Origin of the sequence: Stenotrophomonas rhizophila (assembly GCF_000661955.1) — a bacterium.
Classification (GTDB): Bacteria; Pseudomonadota; Gammaproteobacteria; order Xanthomonadales; family Xanthomonadaceae; genus Stenotrophomonas; species Stenotrophomonas rhizophila.
Map to the genome: position 1 here is coordinate 737,605 of NZ_CP007597.1, position 17,260 is coordinate 754,864.

The following is a 17,260-nucleotide window of genomic DNA, read 5'->3' on the forward strand; positions in this document are numbered from 1 at the left end:
GGCATTACCGGGGTGTTCGGGCGGTGCGGGGAGCCGGCCAGCGGCCGGCCGTGCCGGGGTGTTCGGGCGGTCCGCAGAGCCGGCCAGCGGCCGGCATTACCGGGGTGTTCGGGCGGTCCGCCGAGCCCGCCAGCGGCCGGCCTACCGGGCCGGTCAGTCGCCGCCCTTGTCTGCGTTGGCGGCGCACGCGAAGTTCTTGCGCTTGGCCTGCAGGCGGCCGTTCATGCGGTCGGTCACCGGCAGGGCATTGCCGTTCAAGCGCCAGTCGTAGATCACGCTGAAGGCCAGGATGCGGGCCACGTACTCGCGAGTTTCCTTGTAGCTGATGGTTTCGATCCAGATGTCCGGGTCGAAGCCCGGGCGCTGGGTCTGCCAGCGCGCGGTTGGCGTGGGGCCGGCGTTGTAGGCGGCGATGGTGATGTAGGGCAGGCCCTCGTACTTGTTCATCAGCTGGCGCAGGTAGGCCGTGCCCAGGGCGATGTTGGTGTCCGGGTCGTACAGGCTGGCGGCGCCGCCGTAGTTGGTCAGGCCGATCGACTTGGCCACGCTGGCACCGGTGGCCGGTAGCACCTGCATCAGGCCCATGGCATTGGCCGGCGAGCGTGCCTTCGGGTTGAAGATGCTCTCGGCGCGGATCTCGGCGGCCACCCAGGCCGGGTCGATCGCGTTGCGGGCCGATTCGCGGCGGATGGCGTCGTCGTGGTGCAGCGGGAAGCGCAGCGAATACAGGCGCTGCTCGTCCGGGGTCTTGCCAAGCGAGAACACCGCACGGTCGAACCAGCCGTTGTCGCGCGCCACTTCCACCGCGATGCGGCGCTGGATGGTGTCGTAGCGGCTCAGGGCGTCGTTCCACTCCGCCACGGCCCAGCCGGCGCGTTCGATTTTGAACAGCTCCATGGCCCGCACGATGGCCGGGTCGCGGGCAACGGCGGCCTGCGCCTGCGCACTGTCGTTGGGTTCCCACGGGCACAGCGTGTAGGTGGACTGGCCGAGCTGGTCGGCGGCGAGGAAGCCATGGAAGGTGGCCGCACGTGCCGCCTCGCGGTACAGCGGCTGGGCCTCGCTGCGCTTGCCGGTTTTCTCCAGCATGCGGGCCTCGAAGTAGCGCCAGCGCGAGTCGCTGCGCTGGGTCGGGCCCATCTTGCGGATCGCGGCCAGCGCCTGCGGCCAGTCGCCGCGCGACATCGCCTCGCGCGCGCGCCATTCGTGCAGGCGCTCGTCGTAGGCCGAATCGGGCACCGCGTTGAGACGGCGCGCCGATTCGGGGCCGTACGAGGCCACCGTCCACAGCGCCACCTGGTACAGCACCTGCGCCTGCTGGGCCGCGCTCAGCTGCAGCGCGTTGGCGTACTGCGGCAGCTGCTGCTCGGTGGCGGCCGGGTCGGCCTTGGCCAGCTTGGCCAAGCCGTCGGTGGCGATGCGCCGGCTGCGCTCATTGCGCGGCCAGTTCAACGCGCTGGCATTGGGTTTGTCGACGAAGGCGGCATAGGTGTTGGCCAGGGCCAGGTCGGCGGCGGGCAGGCCGCGCGCTGCGCTGCGCATCACCGCCGGCTGCTGTTCGTCGGCGGCCGCATCGATACGGGCCCAGCGCAGGTCGGCGCTCAGGCCGCCCTTGGCATCGAGCACGGCGAACACCGCGTCGCACGCATCGGGCAGCGACTTGCCGGTGCTACGCCAGATCGCCTGGGCCTCGCTGGTCCACTGTGCGTCGGCCTTGCCGGTGGCCTGGCGTGCATTGAGCTGGGCACAGCGCAACCCGACGTTGTCGGTAGGCACCCAGTTGGCCAGCAGCGTGGGCCAGTCCTGGCGGCGTGCCAGGGCCGGCAGCCAGACGCTGCGGAAACTGCTGGCCACGGCCTGGCCGTTGTAACGCTTGAGAAAGTCCTGCGCCTGCGTGGCACTGACGGTGTCGATGTTCCGGCGCAGGTTGGCGTATTCCAGCCAGCCGTACAGTGGGTGCCTGGCCAGCGCTGCGGCCTGGGCCGGGTCGTACTGGCCGCGCTCGGCGTTGTCGATGGCTGCCTTGAGCTGCGCGCGCTGCGCATCCAGGTTCTGCGCATCGGCCACCGGGCTGACCCCGGTGCAGGCCAGCAGGACGGAGGCGCTGAGGAAATACAGGGGAAGTCGAGTCATGGCCGAAAGCATAACGGCGCGCGGTGAAGGGCGGTGAGGGCAAGCCGACTCGATCATGAACGAGCGCCGCACAACGCCGTGAAGACCCGCCGCGCCGGGCGTAGTGTCGGCCATGGGGCAGCCCGCTCCCGGGAGAGACAGAGCATGGCATTCCGCGCAGCCGCGACGTCTGGACCACTGGCCGACATCAACGTCACCCCGTTGGTCGATGTGATGCTGGTGTTGTTGATCATCTTCATCGTGACCGCCCCGATGGTGTCCTTGCCCATCCCGGTCAACCTGCCGCAACGCACCACCACCGTGGTGCCGCCCACCGAGCCACCGCCGCCGATCGAGCTGCGCGTGGATGCGTCCAACCAGGTCACCTGGAACGGGCAGGTGGTGCCGGTCGCCTCCCTGCAGGCACGCATGCAGGGCCAGGCCCAGTCGCACGCCGGCAACCTGCCGGAGCTGCGCATCGCCACCGACCCCGACGCCGAGTATGCGGTGATGGCCAAGGTGCTGGCGGCCGCCAACAACGCGCACCTGAAGCGCATCGCCTTCGTGCAGTAGCGCGGGTACGCACTGCAGCGCACCAAACAACGCCCCTGCCTTCAGGGGCGTTTTGCGTTGCGGCGCCTACATGTTGCCTGTTCGGATTTGTCGTAGCGACGTGAAAAGGTGCCTTCCGTCACGACCGGCGTTTTACCGTTTGTTTACAAAGGAGACGTTGCCGCCATGCAGGGGGAGTGCGGCAGCCCAGCCCAACATTCCTTTGTGGAGAGAGCGAATGAACGACCTGCACTACCGCCCCTTGGCGGTCGCCGTATCGCTGTGTCTGTTGTTGGCAGTGCCCGCGCTGGCCGGCGCGCAGGAAACGCCCCGTACGACCACCGAGCTGGACCGCGTCGAGGTGACCGGCAGCCGCATCAAGCGCGCCGAAGTAGAAGGCCAGGTCCCGATCCAGACCCTCACCCGCGCCGAGATCGAACGCACCGGCATGAATTCCATTGGCGAAGTGCTGCAGCAGCTGACCGGGTCCGGGTCGGCGCTGAACGCCAAATTCAACTCCTCCGGCAACTTCGGCTTCCCGCCTGACGGCAGCGGCGTGGGCGCCGGTTCGGCCCAGGTCGATCTGCGCCACCTGGGGGCCAAGCGCGTGCTGGTGCTGGTGGACGGCATCCGCTGGGTCAACGAATCCTCGGCCTCCGGCGTGGGCGCGGCCACCGATCTCAATACCATTCCGCTGGCGATCGTCGAGCGCATCGAAGTGCTCGAAGATGGCGCGTCGTCGCTGTACGGCTCCGACGCCATCGCCGGCGTGGTCAACATCATTACCCGGCGCGAATTCGACGGTGGCCAGGTCACGCTGAACTACGGCGAATACAGCAAGGGCGACGGCACCCAGAAGGGCGTGGACCTGGCCTGGGGCACCAGCGGCGACCGCTACACCCTGTTCCTGGGCGCCAGCTGGACCAAGCAGGACCCGGTGTATGCGCGGGACCGCGAGCAGTCGCGCTTCCCGATCCCCGGCACCGGGCTGGCCTTCGGCAGCGGTGGCATTCCGCAGGGCCGCTTCGCCTTCGTCGACCCCAACACCGGGGCCGAGCAGGACATCGTGCCCAACACCGGGGTGAGCAACCCGCGCTACGACGGCAGCGCCGGTTGCAGCCGTACCGACGACTACCACTGCTTCACCTCGGCCGACCGCTTCAACTTCGCCGAATACAACATGGTGCTGACGCCGTCGGAACGTAAGGGCATCTTCGGCCAGTTCCGTTTCGACATCACCGACAACGTCCAGTGGTACATCAAGGCGCTGGGCAACCGCCGCGAATCGACCAACCAGGCCGGCCCGGAGCCGCTGTTCTTCGGCCCCGATGGCGCCACCGGCAACCCGCTGGCCGACAACATCGTGGTGTCCGCGCTCAACCCGTACAACCCGTTCGGGTTCGACCTGGTGTCCTCGGGCAACATGAGCCTGATCGGCCGGCGCCCGGTGGAAGGCGGCGCGCGCATCTTCGAGCAGGAGGTCAACACCCAGTACTTCGCCACCGGCCTGGTCGGCCAGTTCGAGGCCGGCAGCCGCAGCTGGTTCTGGGACGTCAACGGCATGTACAGCAAGAACAAGGCCGAACAGACCAACTACGGCAGCTATGACATCTTCAAGGTGAACATGGCCCTGGGCGACCCGGCCGTTTGCGCGGCCACGCCCGGCTGCGTGCCGCTGAACATCTTCGGGGGCGCGGGGTCGATCACCCCGGCGATGCTGGACTGGATCCAGCCGGTGGTGCGCGACCGCAGCCAGAACGAGTTGAGCCTGTTCACCGCCAACCTGAGCAGTGACCTGTTCAACCTGCCGGCCGGCCCGGTGTCGTTCGCCACCGGCTACGAGTACCGCAAGTACGAAGGCCGCTACGATCCCGATCCGCTCACCGTGATCGGTCATTACAACGGCGTGCCGTCGCTGCCCACCTCCGGTTCCTACGACGTCAATGAAGCGTACCTGGAGCTGAGCGTGCCGATCTTCGCCAAGAGCGCGATCGGCGAGAAGCTCGACCTGAGCCTGGCCGGGCGCTACTCGGACTACTCCACCTTCGGCGGCGAGTTCACCCCCAAGTACGGCCTGCGCTGGCAGGTGACCAACGACTTCGTGCTGCGTACCAGCTACGCCGAAGGCTTCCGCGCACCGTCCATCGGTGAGCTGTATGGCTCGGCGGCGCGTGCCGACCTGCAGCTGTTCGACCCGTGCTCGATCGGCCTGGGCGGTACCGCGCCGCGCGGCAACCCGGCCAACTGCGCCGCGCTCGGCGTACCCAGCGGCTTCCAGCAGGCCAACTCGCAGATCTCGGTCACCACCGGCGGCAACGCCGAACTGGATCCGGAGCGCTCGCGCAGCTTCAGCGCCGGGTTCGTGTGGAGCCCGTGGTTCGGCAACGATGCGGCGTGGTCGGAGCGCTTCGACGTGGAAGTGACCTTCTACCGTCACACCATCGAAGGCGCCATCCAGGCCATCAACGCGCAGACCCAGCTGGACCTGTGCGTGGACACCCTGGACCCGGTCTACTGCGAGGGCATCAGCCGCGCCTCCACCGGTGCGGTGAGCAGCTTCAACAACCGGCTCACGAACCTGGGCTCGATCAAGACCGACGGCTGGGACGTGGACCTGTTCTGGACGTTCCCGCAGAGCGACATCGGCCAGTTCAAGCTGGGCTGGCAGAACACCTTCGTGGGGCGCTATGAAGCGCTGGGCGCGGCGGGCCAGCGGCAGCCGCAGAAGCCGGGCGTGGAAGTGGCCGACAGTTCGATCCCGGAGTGGACCAGCAACGCGACGCTGAGCTGGGCCCTGGCCAACTGGAGCGCGTCCTGGACCGTGCGGCACATCTCCGAGCTGACCGAGGACTGCGGCGACGCGGTGGCGTTCCCGGTGTGCAGCAACCAGCAGGAGGGCACCAATACGCTGGATGCCACCACCTTCCATGACCTGCAGGTGGGCTACAAGGTGGACTGGATGAAGGGCCTGCAGCTCAGCGCCGGCTTGAACAACGTGTTCGACAAGGATCCGCCGATCTGCCTGTCGTGCTCGCTCAACGGCTACGACGCGTCCACCTATGACATCCCGCGTGGCCGCTACTGGTACCTGCGCGCGGACCTGCGGTTCTGATCCGGCGCTGACCCACCGGCCACGGTCCGCCACCCGGGCCGTGGCCGGTGGCACCGCGTAGCGCCGGGTTCTGCCCGGCTGTCCATGCCGATCGCAGCCACGTAGAGCCGGGCTCTGCCCGGCTGTCGCTGTCGATCGCGTGGCCGATCGCAGCCGGGCAGAGCCCGGCTCTACGGCGGCGGCCGCGTCAGGCATCATGTACAGCCGGGCACAGCCCGGCTCTACTCCCTTCAGAACGTTGTTGCCATGAACCTGCATACCTGGTGGATCTTCGCCGTCACCGTGTTCGTCCTGTGCGGCACCCCGGGGCCCAACATGCTGCACGTGATGACCCGCAGCGTGCGGGTCGGCTTCCGTCGCAGCGTGGCGGCCATGGCCGGCTGCCTCACGGCGCTGGTGCTGGCCCTGTCGATCTCCGCGGCCGGGCTGGGTGCGGTGCTGAAAGCCTCACCGATGGTGTTCGACGTGCTGCGCTATGCGGGCGTGGCCTACCTGGTCTACCTGGGCATCAAGGCCTGGCGGGGCGGCGACGCGCCACTGGACGTGGGCAGCGCGGCAACGATCGCGCCCAGCTCGCGGCGCATCCTGTTCCGCGATGGCTTCATCATCGGCATCAGCAACCCCAAGCTGCTGTTGTTCGCGTCGGCGTTCCTGCCGCAGTTCGTCGACCTCGGCCAGCCGCAGCTGCCGCAGTTCGTGGTGCTGGTAGGCACCTTCGCGCTGATGGAAATGTTCTGGTACGCGGTGTACGCCGCCGGTGGGCGCGGCCTGGCCAGTTATCTGGCGCGCCCGGGCCTGCGCAAGGTGTTCGATCGCGTGGTGGGCACCATCTTCATCGGCTTCGGGCTGGCGCTGCTGCGCGCCCGACCGTAGTGCCGGCCGCTGGCCGGCAACCAGGCAAGACCGTCATCGTTCATGAGGTTGCCGGCCAGCGGCCGGCACTACCGGCGCCCGGCCAGGCGTGGCCGCGCGACGCATCGCGCCGCGGCCGGTAGAGCCACGCCATGCGTGGCTGCGCATCCATCGCGCGTCGTGCAGAACGCAGAACGCCGGGCAATGCCCGGCGTTCTGTGGTGTCACCTTGTGGTCAATGACCGGTCAGAACGACCAGTTGAAGGTGATCGAGCCGTTGCGGCCGTCGCCGTAGGCACCGTAGCCGTTGATCTGCGAGAAGTACTTCTTGTCCAGCAGGTTGTTGAGGTTGGCCTGCACGCTGAACTCGGGCGAGATGCGGTAGCGCACGAAGGCGCTGACCAGTGCATAACCGTCCTGCTCGATGCGTCCGTACGCGGGCACCGGGTAGTAGATGCGGTTCTGCCAGTTGGCACCGCCGCCCACGGTCAGCGCCGTCAGCGACTGCGGGGTGTAGCTGGTGAACAGCTTGATCGTCGTCTGCGGCAGGTTGGTGTTGATGTCCGCGTCGTTGATGTCCTTGGCCACGTAGCGCGAGGCACCGAAGGTGGCATTCCAGCCCGGGGCCAGTTCGCCGTTCACTTCAAACTCGACGCCACGGCTGACCGTGCCGCGCGCGGCGATGTAGGCGGTTTCGCCGCCCGTTCCGCCCACCACCGGTTCGCCGGTGGACTGGCCCACGTTGTCCTGCTCGATACGGAACACGGCAAGCGAGGCATTCAAGCGGTCGTCGAACCATGCACCCTTGACGCCCACTTCGTAGCTCTTGCCGTCCACCGGGTCCAGGTAGCTGCCGGTGCGGTTCTTCAGCATCTGCGGCTGGAAGATCTCGGTGTAGGACGCATAGGTGGAGTAGGTGTCATTGATGTCAAACACCAGGCCGGCATACGGCGTGGTCACCTTGTGCGAGCGGTCGGCGTCTTCGCCTTCGCTCTTCCAGTCGGTGTAGCGCGCGCCGATGATCAGCTTCAGCGGGTCAGCCAGCGACAGGCGGGTGGCGGCGTAGCCGGCCTTCTGGGTGATGGTGCCTTTGCTCGCGAGCGTCAGTGGGTTCCAGTTCGGCTCCGGGAAGTTGCCCGTCCATCCAAGGTAGCTGTCCAGTGGCTGCCAACCAGGATTGTCCGCTGTGCCCTGATAGTCACCGTAGTTGGCGAAATCGCGCTTGTTGTAGCTCAGCCCGGCCATGAACTGATGCTCCCGCCCGAACAGCTGGAACGGACCTTCCACGTAGCCGTCCACGGCATCGACCTTGCGCTCGGTATTGTAGAAGCCTGCCGAGCCCACCACGCCTGCGCCAGTATCCTTGTCCAGGTTGGAAGCACCGGTCACCCAGTCGTTGTAGGCTGGATAGAACAGCTTGTCATCGGCGTTGGTCTTGTCGTGCGAGGCTCCAATCCTGACCTTCCAGTCATTGGCGAACGCATGTTCCAACGTGGCGAACAGGCGCTTGCTGGTGGTGTCCCAGTAGGTCCAGCTCGGGCTGGCGTTGAACGATGCGTCGTAGCCGGTCGAGGTGCCGTCGGAGTACAGCATCGGGAAGCCGCCCCAGGTGGCGCCGTTGGCCCGCTTCTGCTGGTAGTCGTAGCCCACGCTCAACTGCGTGTCCGGGGTCAGGTCAGCATCGATCACCGCATAGCCCAGCGTCTTGTGCTGGTTGTAGCGGTCCATCTGTGCGTCGGTGTCCAGGTAGCTGCCGATCACGCGCGCGCGCACCGAGCCGCTGGCATTCAGCGGGGTAGTCACGTCCACGGTGCTGCGGGTGCGGCCCCAGCTGCCCACGTTGACCGACACGGTGCCCGTCAGCTCGGCGCTGTCGGCGTGCTTGCGGATCAGGTTGACCGAGGCGGAGGGATTGCCCGCGCCGCTGAGCAGGCCGGTGGCGCCACGCACCACTTCCACGCGGTCATACAGGGCCAGGTCCAGGCCGGAATCGCCGTAGCTCCAGTTCTGCACCATCTGGGTAGGCAGGCCATCGAACTGGTAGCTGTCGATGTAGAAGCCACGCGCGTAGAACTCGGTGCGTTCGGTATCGGACTGGGTGCTGCTGACGCCGGTGGTGTTGGCCAGCACGTCGATGATGTCATCGAGGTTCTGGTCCTCGATGCGCTGGTGGCTGATGATGCTCAGCGACTGCGGGATCTCGCGTGGGGCCAGGTCGAAACGCGTGCCGGCCGAGGTCTTGCGCACGGAGTAGCCTTCGGCACGCTCACCCTTGACCACCACCTTGTCCAGGGTGGTGGCATCGGCAGGGGCGTCCTGCGCGAACGCAGGGGCGGCGGCCAGCGCGCACAACGCAGCGAGCAGGGCCTGGGTCAGGCGGGCCTGTGGCAACAGGCGGGGCAGCACAACGGAAGAACGGGTCATCGGCGGTTCCAGGGCGGCAGCACGCACATGGCCGACATCCTCGGTGGCCGGGCGCGCTGCAGTGGGTGGGGGTCAGTACGCGGCTGGCGGAGGCCTTGCAGGACAAGGCGCGGGCGCAGGCACTGATCGCCGCGGCGCCTCCCTGGCGCGGACGGGATAACGCCATGTTAATGCGAATCAGTCGTATCAGCAATTCAGGCTGGTCCATCGGGCCGCATCCGGACACCCCCCGACGCCTTGCGCTGCTTGGATCTGGGCCTGCTGAGCAGCGGCTTAACACCGTCGGTCGTAGGCTGGCCCCACTCGATCGCTGCAGGAGACCGCCATGGTGGCCAGGAACACGATCTGCCTCTGGTACGACGGCACCGCGCTGGACGCGGCCACGTTCTACGCCCAGACCTTCCCTGACAGTGCGGTCAACGCCGTGCACCACGCGCCCAGTGACTTCCCGTCCGGCAAGCAGGGGGACGTGCTGACCGTGGACTTCACCGTGGCCGGCATCCCGTGCATCGGTCTCAATGGCGGGCCGGCGTTCAAGCACAGCGAGGCGTTTTCCTTCCAGATCGCCACCGACGACCAGGCCGAGACCGACCGGCTGTGGAATGCCATCGTCGGCAACGGCGGCCAGGAAAGCGCCTGCGGCTGGTGCCGCGACAAATGGGGCCTGTCCTGGCAGATCAGCCCGCGCGTGTTGACCGAGGCGGTCACCAGCAAGGATCCGGCAGTGGCCAGACGCGCGTTCGAGGCGATGATGACCATGCGCAAGATCGACGTGGCGGCGATTGAAGCAGCCGTCCGGGGCTGATCTCGCCACCGTTGTCCCGTGCACGGTTCACGTCGTGCACTCACCCAGGAAGGAGCTTCCATGAAGAGGATGTTCGCCGTCTGCCTGACCACGGCCGTACTGCAGGCCGCTCCGCTGATGCTGTTTGCCGCCACGCCAGCCGCTTCCCCCCTGGCCGGACGCTGGGCGATCGATGTCGCCACGCTGCCGATGCCGGCGGCCGACCGGCCCAAGAGTGTGCTGCTGGAGTTCAAGGATGCCGGCGCGGGTCGCTGGACCACCCGCGCCGAGATCGTCGATCCGAAAGGCGGAAAGATGACCGCCGACAGCACCCTGCCGCTGGATGGCACGCCCGGCCCGATCGTGGGCAACTACGGCGCCGACGTGGCCTCGCTCAGCATGCCCGCGCCGAATGTACTGGTGATGCAGTTGGTGGACCACGGCACGCCGGCCTCCACGCGCATCTATACCGTGGCCGGCGATGGCAACCAGATGACCGAGTCCAAGGCGTTCTTCAGCAAGGACGGCAAGCCGATCCTGATGACGATCCACTTCACGCGCGTGCCTTGAGGGCGCGGGTGGCCGGTGCATCCCTCGCGGGCGCGCCGGCCGTCCTACAGCGGCACGTCCAGCCCCCGCTTCAACGTACTCAGCGCCACCGCCGTGCGGTAGCGCTCGATGTTGTCGTCGTTGCCAAACAGGCGTTCGCTGATGGCCTCGTACTCTTCCATGGACGCGGCGGTGAGGATCAGCAGGAAGTCGGCGTCGCCGGTGATCGCATAGCACTGCTGCACGGCCGGGTCGTCCTGCACGCGGCGGCGGAACGGGGCCACGCGATGCGGCTGTTCGCTGCTCACGCGCACCTCGACCATGATGGTCAGCGGGCGGCCCAGCCGGTTCTGGTCGAGCACGGCGACGTTGGCGCGGATGAAGCCGGCTTCCTGCAGGCGCTTGATCCGGCGCTGCACGGCGGGCGCGGACAGGTGCACGGTCTCGGCGATCTCACGCTGGGCGGTGGTGTTGTCGCGCTGCAGGATGGCCAGGATGGCGCGGTCGAATTCGTCGGGGGCGTACGCGGCGGTCATGGGTGAGTGAAACATGCAGGAAGGCCCCTGCAATTGAGCATCTCCTTCGGCCGCTACGCAATATGCTGGCCGGATGTCGACCTCCCGCCATGCTTCGCTCATTCCCGTCCTGGCCGTGCTCGGCTCGGTCACCGCCCTGTCCGTGGGCACCTCGTTTGCCAAGCAGTTGTTCCCGCTGATCGGCGCGCAGGGCACCAGCGCGTTGCGCGTAGGGTTCTCGGCGCTGGTGCTGCTGGCGGTGTTCCGGCCGTGGCGCTGGACCACCACGCGCGCCGACGCCGGGGCGATCCTGCGCTACGGGATCACGCTGGGGGTGATGAACCTGCTGTTCTACATGGCGCTGCGCACGATTCCATTCGGCATCGCGGTGGCCATCGAGTTCTGCGGGCCGCTGGCGGTGGCGATGTGGTCCTCGCGCCGGCCGATCGATTTTGTCTGGGTGGGCTGCGCGGTGGTCGGGCTGCTGCTGTTGTTGCCGCTGGGCCATGGCGCGCCGCTGGATCCGGTGGGGGTGATGTTCGCGCTGGGCGCGGCGGCCTGTTGGGCGATGTACATCATCTTTGGCAAGCGGGCAGGGCATCTGCACGCCGGGCACACGGTATCGCTGGGGTTGTGCGCGGCGGCGCTGGTAGTGGTGCCGGTGGGCATCGCGCACGCCGGCATGGCCTTGCTGGACCCGAAGATCCTGCTGTTCGGGCTGGGCGTGGCGATCGTCTCCAGCGCGATTCCGATGTCGCTGGAGATGATGGCGCTGAAGCGGCTGCCGAAGGAGACGTTCGGCATCCTGATCAGCATGGAACCGGCGGTGGCCGCGTTGCTGGCGATGGGGCTGCTGGCCGAGCACCTTACTCCGCTGCAGTGGGCGGCCATTGGCTGCACGGTAGTGGCGTCGGTGGGAAGCACGGTGACCGCACGGCGGGTGGCGCCGGCCGTACCGGTCACATGACCCGGTAGTGCCGGCCGCTGGCCGGCTGCTCAGGATCCAACGGTATCGGGAGCCGGCCAGCGGCCGACACTACCTTGGCGCGCGCCCACCAACGGTGGGCGCCTGCCGTTTTCGCCGCGGTTTCAGCGCCTTACCGGCGCGTCCCCGGCGACGTAGTAGTCCGCCGTGCTGCGGGGCAGCGGGGCGCGGCCGCGGATGCGGTCGGCGATCTTCTCGGCGATCATGATGGTGGTGGCGTTGAGGTTGCCGGTGATGATGCGCGGCATGATCGAGGCGTCCACCACGCGCAGGCTTTCCATGCCGTGCACGCGGCCCTGGCCGTCCACCACGCTCATCGCATCGGTGCCCATCGCGCAGGAACACGACGGGTGGTAGGCGGTCTCGGCCCGCGCCCGCACGAACGCATCCAGCTCCGCATCGGTCTTGCAGTCCGCACTCGGGCTGATCTCGCGGCCCCGGTATTCGTCCAGCGCGGGCTGGGCGATGATCTCGCGGGTGATCCGGATGGCGTCGCGGAATTCCTGCCAGTCCTGGTCGGTGGACTGGTAGTTGAACAGGATCGACGGATGCTCACGCGGGTCCAGCGATTTGGCATGCACGCGGCCGCGGCTGGGCGTGCGCATCGAGCCCACATGCGCCTGGAACCCATGCTCCTTGACCGCATTGGTGCCGTTGTAATTGATCGCCACCGGCAGGAAGTGGTACTGGATGTTGGGCCATTCGAATTCGTCGCGGGTGCGGATGAACCCGCCGGCCTCGAACTGGTTGCTGGCGCCGATGCCGGTGCCGGCGAACAGCCACTCCGCGCCGATGGCCGGCTGGTTCCACCACTGCAGCGCCGGGTACAGCGACACCGGCTTCTTGCAGGCGTACTGCATGTACACCTCCAGGTGGTCCTGCAGGTTCTCGCCCACGCCGGGCAGGTCGTGCACCAGCGGCACGCCAAGCGCGGCCAGCAGCGCCGGCGCGCCCACGCCGGAGCGCTGCAGGATCTGCGGCGAGGCGATGGCACCGGCGCACAGCAGTACTTCGCGGCGCGCGGTGGCATCGATCGGCTCGGCGCTGTTGCCGGCCAGGTAGCGCACGCCCACCGCGCGCTTGCCGGCGAACAGGATGCGGTCGGTGGTGGCATGCACCACGATCTCCAGCCCGGCGCGGTCCTTGGCCATGTCCAGGTAACCACGTGCGGTGCTGGAGCGACGCCCGCGCGGGGTCACCGTGCGGTCCATCGGACCGAAGCCTTCCTGCTGGTAGCCGTTGAGGTCGTCGGTGCGCGGGTAGCCGGCCTGCACGCCGGCCTCCACCATGGCGTGGAACAGCACGTTGTTGCCGTTCTTCGGGGTGGCCACGCTGACCGGGCCCTCGCCGCCGTGGTAATCGTTGGGGCCGATGTCGCGCGTTTCGGCCTTGCGGAAATACGGCAGCACGTCGAGGTAGCTCCAGTCGTCCAGGCCGTCGAAGCGGGCCCAGTTGTCGAAGTCCAGCGCGTTGCCGCGGATGTAGCACATGCCGTTGATCAGCGACGAGCCGCCCAGGCCCTTGCCACGCCCGCACTCCATGCGCCGGTTGTCCATGTGCGGCTCCGGCTCGGTTTCATAGGCCCAGTTGTAGCGGCGGCCCTGCAGCGGGTAGGCGAGCGCGGCCGGCATCTGGGTACGGAAATCCAGCCGGTAGTCCGGGCCGCCGGCTTCCAGCAGCAGCACGCTCACGCCGTCGTCCTCGGTGAGGCGCGCCGCAAGCGTGTTGCCGGCCGAGCCGGCGCCGATGATGATGTAGTCGTATTCGCGCTTCATCGCGGTGTTCTCCTGTCAGGCCGGTTCAGAACACCGACGCGTAGCGGTCCAGTTCGATCTGGATGGACTTGGTGCGGGTGTAGGCGCGCAGCGTGGCCAGGCCGTTCTCGCGGCCCACGCCGGACTGCTTGTAGCCGCCCACCGGCATCTGCGCCGGCGATTCGCCCCAGCAGTTCACCCAGCAGATGCCGGCCTCCAGCTGGTGGATCAGGCGGTGCGCGCGGCTCAGGTCACTGCTGACCACGCCCGCAGCCAGGCCGTACTCGGTGGCGTTGGCGCGGCGCACGGCTTCTTCTTCGGTCTGGTAGGCCAGCAGGCTCAGGACCGGCCCGAAGATCTCCTCGCGCACGATGCGCATGTCATCGCGGCAGTCGCTGAACAGCGTGGGGGCCACATAACAGCCCTTGCCGAACGCACCGTCGGTGAGCCGCTCGCCACCGCAGACCAGGCGCGCGCCCTCGGTCTTGCCGCTGGCAATGTGGTCCAGCACGCGCTGCATGTGCGCGGCGCTGACCAGCGGGCCGAAGTTGGTGTCCTCGTTCAACGGATCGCCAATGCGGATGCGTGCGATGCGCTCGCTCAGCGCCTGCTCGAAGTCGGTGAGCAGCGCCTGCGGCACGAACACCCGGGTGCCATTGGTGCAGACCTGGCCGGCGCTGTAGTAGTTGGCCATCATCGCCACGTCGGCGGCCAGCTCGATGTCGGCGTCGGCGCAGATGATCAGCGGCGACTTGCCGCCCAGCTCCATGGTTACTTCTTTGAGGGTGGAGCTGGAGGCGCTGGCCATCACCTTGCGCCCGGTGCTGGTGCCACCGGTGAAGGAGATCTTCTCGATGCCGGGGTGCTCGGTCAGCGCCGTTCCCACGCCGGCACCATCGCCGGGCAGTACGTTGAACACGCCATCGGGCAGGCCGGCTTCGGTGAAGATCTCGGCCAGCTTCAGCGCGGTCAGTGGCGTCACTTCGCTGGGCTTGAAGATCATCGCGTTGCCGGCGGCCAGCGCCGGGGCGGCCTTCCACAGCGCGATCTGGATCGGGTAGTTCCATGCGCCGATGGCGCCGACCACGCCCAGCGGCTCCTGCCGGGTGTAGAAGAAGCTGCCTTCGCGCAGCGGCACCTGGCTGCCTTCCAGTCCGTGCATCACCCCGGCGTAGTACTCCAGCACGTCGGCGCCGGTGACGATGTCCACGCTGCGCGTTTCGCTGAGCGGCTTGCCGGTGTTGAGCGTTTCCAGCTCGGCCAACGCGTCGTTGCGCTCGCGAAGCAGGGCAACGGCGCGCAGCAGGATGCGCGAGCGCTCCACCGTGGTCAGCGCGGCCCACACCTTCTGGCCGGCCTGTGCGCTTTCCACGGCCGCATCCAGGTCGTCGCTGTTGGCGCTGTGCACCTTGGCCAGCACCGCGCCGGTGGCCGGGTTGATCACCTCGAAGGTGCGTCCGCCCTGCGAGGGAACGTAGCGGCCGCCGATGTAGAGCTGTTGGTCGGGGAATGTAGGCATGTCGATGACTCCTTTGCAGCGGGAGACCAGCGGTTCAACGGGTCAGATGCAGGAACTGCAGGTGGCGCTCGTACTGGTCGATGATGTCGTTGATGATCTGCTGCCGGCTGTAGCCGAACAGCTCGTAGTCCTGTCCACCTTCATAGAGGTGCACTTCGGCGCGGTAGTAGCGCAGGTTGCGGAAGCGCTGCGCGGCGAACGACGGGGTGAGGTAGCCGCGCATGATCACCTGGTAGGTGAACACCTGCTGCTCGCCATGGTCCACGGTCAGTTCCATCTGGCCGGGTTCGAATTTGGTCTGCACGTCCAGGCCCTGTTCGCCCAGTTGTGCGGCCACCGCTTCGATCGCCGGCTTCACGTCGGTGTCCATGAACCGGTACACCTCGTCGCGCACCGGGAAATGCACGGCCTGGGTGATGCGCTGGCGCCAGCCACGCTGGTGCCGTGACTGCCCGATCAGCGGAATCGGCGAGTACTGCGAGGCCTTCTTGCGCTGCGATTCCTCGCCCAGGGCGCGGGTGAGTCCCCAGATCATGAGCAGCAACACCACCGAGAACGGCAACGAGGCCAGCACCACCGCCGACTTGAGCGCGTCCATGCTGCCGGCCAGCAGCAACCCGGCGGTGACCAGCCCGGTCATCACGCCCCAGAACACGCGCAGCCAGCGCGGGCCGTCGTCTTCCGGTGCGCCGCCATGCGAGGACAGCGTGGACAGCACCACCGTGCCCGAGTCGGCCGAGGTGACGAAGAACACGAAGCTGACGATCACCGTGACCGCGATGACCGCGCGGCTCCACGGGTAGCTTTCCAGCAGCGCGTACAGCACGGTGGGCGGGTTATCCACCGCCATCTGCGCCAGGTGCACCTGGTCGTGGTGCAGGATCTGGTCCAGCGCGCTGTTGCCGAAGATCGACAGCCACGCCAAGGTGAAGCCCAGCGGGATCAGCAGCACGCCGAGCACGAATTCGCGGATGGTGCGGCCGCGCGAGATGCGCGCGATGAACAGCCCCACGAAGGGCGCCCAGCCGATCCACCAGGCCCAGTAGAACACCGTCCAGTTGCCCAGCCAGTCCGGGCGCCCGCCGTAGGCATACACGTCGAAACTCTTGCCGACCACGTTGCCCAGGTAGTCGCCCATGTTCTGCATGAGCGCGTTGAGCAGGTACTGGGTGGGGCCGGCGAACAGCATGAACAGCAGCAGGCCGATCGCCAGCAGCATGTTGATGTTGGACATCCAGCGCACGCCTTTTTCCACGCCGGAGACGGCCACGGTGATCGCCGCGCCCATCATCAGCACGATCAGCCCCACCTGCACCCAGGCCGCATGCGGCACCGGGAACAGGGTGTTGAGGCCGGCGTTGAGGTGCAGCACGCCAAAGCCCATGTCCGCGCCCAGCCCGAACACGGTGGCCACGATGCCCAGCGCGTCCACGGTGTAGCCGATCGGCCCGTTGATGCGCTTGCCGATCAGCGGGTACAGCGCCGAGCGCAGCGCCAACGGCAGGTTGTGGCGGTAGGCGAAGTAGGCCAGCGCCATGGCGGCCAACGCGAATACGCCCCAGCCGTGCAGGCCCCAGTGCAGGAACAGCAGCTGCATCGCCTGGCGCGCGCTGGCTTCGCCTTCGCCCACGCCGCCCTGCGGGGGCAACAGGTAATGGGTGAGGGGCTCGGACACGCAGAAGAAGAACAGCGTGATGCTGATGCCGGCGGCAAACAGCATGCCGGCCCAGGACAGATAGCTGAACTCCGGTTCGTCGTGGTCCGCGCCCAGCTTGACGTTGCCGTAGCCGGACAAGGCCACGCCGACCACGAAGACCAGGTACACGGTCATCGCCAGCAGGTAGTACCAGCCGACATTGCGCGACGCCCAGGTCTGCGCGTCCAGCAGCAGGCTGCCGGACTGGATGGGAAACACGGCGACCAGAATGGCAAATGCCGCCACGATCGTGGCGGCAAGCAGGAAGACCGGTCGAAGCGTGCGTACCTCGTAGGGAGGCGACTCCACAGCGCTCATGGGGAGCAATACTCTCGGTGCCGAACACGGCAGACCCGGAGCATTAGCGCATAGCGGCTGTGGACGGGCTGTTTACGCGACCGCCAAG

Annotated in this window: 12 protein-coding genes; 6 read left to right on the plus strand and 6 right to left on the minus strand. The window is 67.5% G+C overall.

Translation table 11 applies throughout. The features are described 5' to 3' along the window. Nucleotides 1–153: 153 nt before the first annotated feature. Nucleotides 154–2,145 (minus strand): transglycosylase SLT domain-containing protein, encoded by a 1,992-nt coding sequence (locus DX03_RS03105; RefSeq protein ID WP_038686242.1) that lies wholly within the window; start codon nucleotides 2,143–2,145, stop codon nucleotides 154–156. Between the two features lie 132 nt (nucleotides 2,146–2,277). Here DX03_RS03105 and DX03_RS03110 point away from each other — a divergent pair, with 132 nt between their 5' ends. From DX03_RS03110 to DX03_RS03120, 3 genes are all read left to right on the plus strand, one after another. Next, nucleotides 2,278–2,685, plus strand: a complete 408-nt coding sequence (locus DX03_RS03110; RefSeq protein WP_038686245.1) for an ExbD/TolR family protein — start codon at nucleotides 2,278–2,280, stop codon at nucleotides 2,683–2,685. Between the two features lie 217 nt (nucleotides 2,686–2,902). Next, on the plus strand, nucleotides 2,903–5,776 hold the full coding sequence (locus tag DX03_RS03115) for a TonB-dependent receptor plug domain-containing protein (protein ID WP_038686246.1): 2,874 nt from the start codon (nucleotides 2,903–2,905) through the stop codon (nucleotides 5,774–5,776). Nucleotides 5,777–6,022: 246 nt separating this feature from the next. Continuing rightward, nucleotides 6,023–6,649 carry a LysE family translocator gene (locus tag DX03_RS03120; protein WP_038686248.1) on the plus strand — a complete coding sequence of 209 codons (627 nt, stop codon included), beginning with the start codon at nucleotides 6,023–6,025 and terminating at the stop codon, nucleotides 6,647–6,649. A 225-nt stretch (nucleotides 6,650–6,874) separates the two neighbouring features. Here the strand turns inward: DX03_RS03120 and fhuE are convergent, their stop codons facing one another. Next, complete coding sequence (gene fhuE / locus DX03_RS03125; RefSeq protein WP_038686250.1) at nucleotides 6,875–9,052, minus strand: ferric-rhodotorulic acid/ferric-coprogen receptor FhuE; 2,178 nt, start codon at nucleotides 9,050–9,052, stop codon at nucleotides 6,875–6,877. A gap of 325 nt (nucleotides 9,053–9,377) precedes the next feature. Here fhuE and DX03_RS03130 point away from each other — a divergent pair, with 325 nt between their 5' ends. Both DX03_RS03130 and DX03_RS03135 read left to right on the plus strand, forming a co-directional pair. Then, on the plus strand, nucleotides 9,378–9,857 hold the full coding sequence (locus tag DX03_RS03130) for a VOC family protein (RefSeq protein ID WP_038686251.1): 480 nt from the start codon (nucleotides 9,378–9,380) through the stop codon (nucleotides 9,855–9,857). A 60-nt stretch (nucleotides 9,858–9,917) separates the two neighbouring features. Next, a complete protein-coding gene (locus tag DX03_RS03135; RefSeq protein ID WP_038686252.1) occupies nucleotides 9,918–10,406 on the plus strand; it encodes a hypothetical protein in 489 nt (162 codons plus the stop codon). A 44-nt stretch (nucleotides 10,407–10,450) separates the two neighbouring features. Here DX03_RS03135 and DX03_RS03140 read toward each other — a convergent pair whose 3' ends face one another. Further along, on the minus strand, nucleotides 10,451–10,921 hold the full coding sequence (locus tag DX03_RS03140; RefSeq protein ID WP_038686253.1) for an Lrp/AsnC family transcriptional regulator: 471 nt from the start codon (nucleotides 10,919–10,921) through the stop codon (nucleotides 10,451–10,453). 73 nt (nucleotides 10,922–10,994) lie between these two features. On the opposite strand from DX03_RS03140, the gene DX03_RS03145 reads away from it, so the two are divergent. Next, entirely contained in the window at nucleotides 10,995–11,867 is an 873-nt protein-coding gene (locus DX03_RS03145; protein ID WP_038686255.1) for an EamA family transporter, read from the plus strand. Between the two features lie 122 nt (nucleotides 11,868–11,989). On the opposite strand, the gene betA is transcribed toward DX03_RS03145, so the two are convergent. Genes betA through betT form a run of 3 tightly spaced genes read right to left on the minus strand, consistent with a single transcriptional unit; the run spans nucleotide 11,990 to nucleotide 17,172 of the window. Next, nucleotides 11,990–13,660, minus strand: a complete 1,671-nt coding sequence (betA, locus tag DX03_RS03150; protein ID WP_038686257.1) for a choline dehydrogenase — start codon at nucleotides 13,658–13,660, stop codon at nucleotides 11,990–11,992. Nucleotides 13,661–13,685: 25 nt separating this feature from the next. Then, entirely contained in the window at nucleotides 13,686–15,158 is a 1,473-nt protein-coding gene (gene betB / locus DX03_RS03155) for a betaine-aldehyde dehydrogenase (RefSeq protein ID WP_038686260.1), read from the minus strand. Nucleotides 15,159–15,192: 34 nt separating this feature from the next. After that, nucleotides 15,193–17,172, minus strand: coding sequence for a choline BCCT transporter BetT (gene betT / locus DX03_RS03160; protein WP_038686262.1), 1,980 nt, complete (start codon nucleotides 17,170–17,172; stop codon nucleotides 15,193–15,195). Between the last annotated feature and the right edge of the window lie 88 nt (nucleotides 17,173–17,260).

Bases quoted from the DNA above. Each gene is read 5' to 3' on its own strand.
- DX03_RS03105 (WP_038686242.1), bottom strand. From the start codon at position 2,145: ATGCTTTCGGCCATGACTCGACTTCCCCTGTATTTCCTCAGCGCCTCC.
- DX03_RS03110 (WP_038686245.1), top strand. From the start codon at position 2,278: ATGGCATTCCGCGCAGCCGCGACGTCTGGACCACTGGCCGACATCAAC.
- DX03_RS03115 (WP_038686246.1), top strand. From the start codon at position 2,903: ATGAACGACCTGCACTACCGCCCCTTGGCGGTCGCCGTATCGCTGTGT.
- DX03_RS03120 (WP_038686248.1), top strand. From the start codon at position 6,023: ATGAACCTGCATACCTGGTGGATCTTCGCCGTCACCGTGTTCGTCCTG.
- fhuE (WP_038686250.1), bottom strand. From the start codon at position 9,052: ATGACCCGTTCTTCCGTTGTGCTGCCCCGCCTGTTGCCACAGGCCCGC.
- DX03_RS03130 (WP_038686251.1), top strand. From the start codon at position 9,378: ATGGTGGCCAGGAACACGATCTGCCTCTGGTACGACGGCACCGCGCTG.
- DX03_RS03135 (WP_038686252.1), top strand. From the start codon at position 9,918: ATGAAGAGGATGTTCGCCGTCTGCCTGACCACGGCCGTACTGCAGGCC.
- DX03_RS03140 (WP_038686253.1), bottom strand. From the start codon at position 10,921: ATGACCGCCGCGTACGCCCCCGACGAATTCGACCGCGCCATCCTGGCC.
- DX03_RS03145 (WP_038686255.1), top strand. From the start codon at position 10,995: ATGTCGACCTCCCGCCATGCTTCGCTCATTCCCGTCCTGGCCGTGCTC.
- betA (WP_038686257.1), bottom strand. From the start codon at position 13,660: ATGAAGCGCGAATACGACTACATCATCATCGGCGCCGGCTCGGCCGGC.
- betB (WP_038686260.1), bottom strand. From the start codon at position 15,158: ATGCCTACATTCCCCGACCAACAGCTCTACATCGGCGGCCGCTACGTT.
- betT (WP_038686262.1), bottom strand. From the start codon at position 17,172: ATGAGCGCTGTGGAGTCGCCTCCCTACGAGGTACGCACGCTTCGACCG.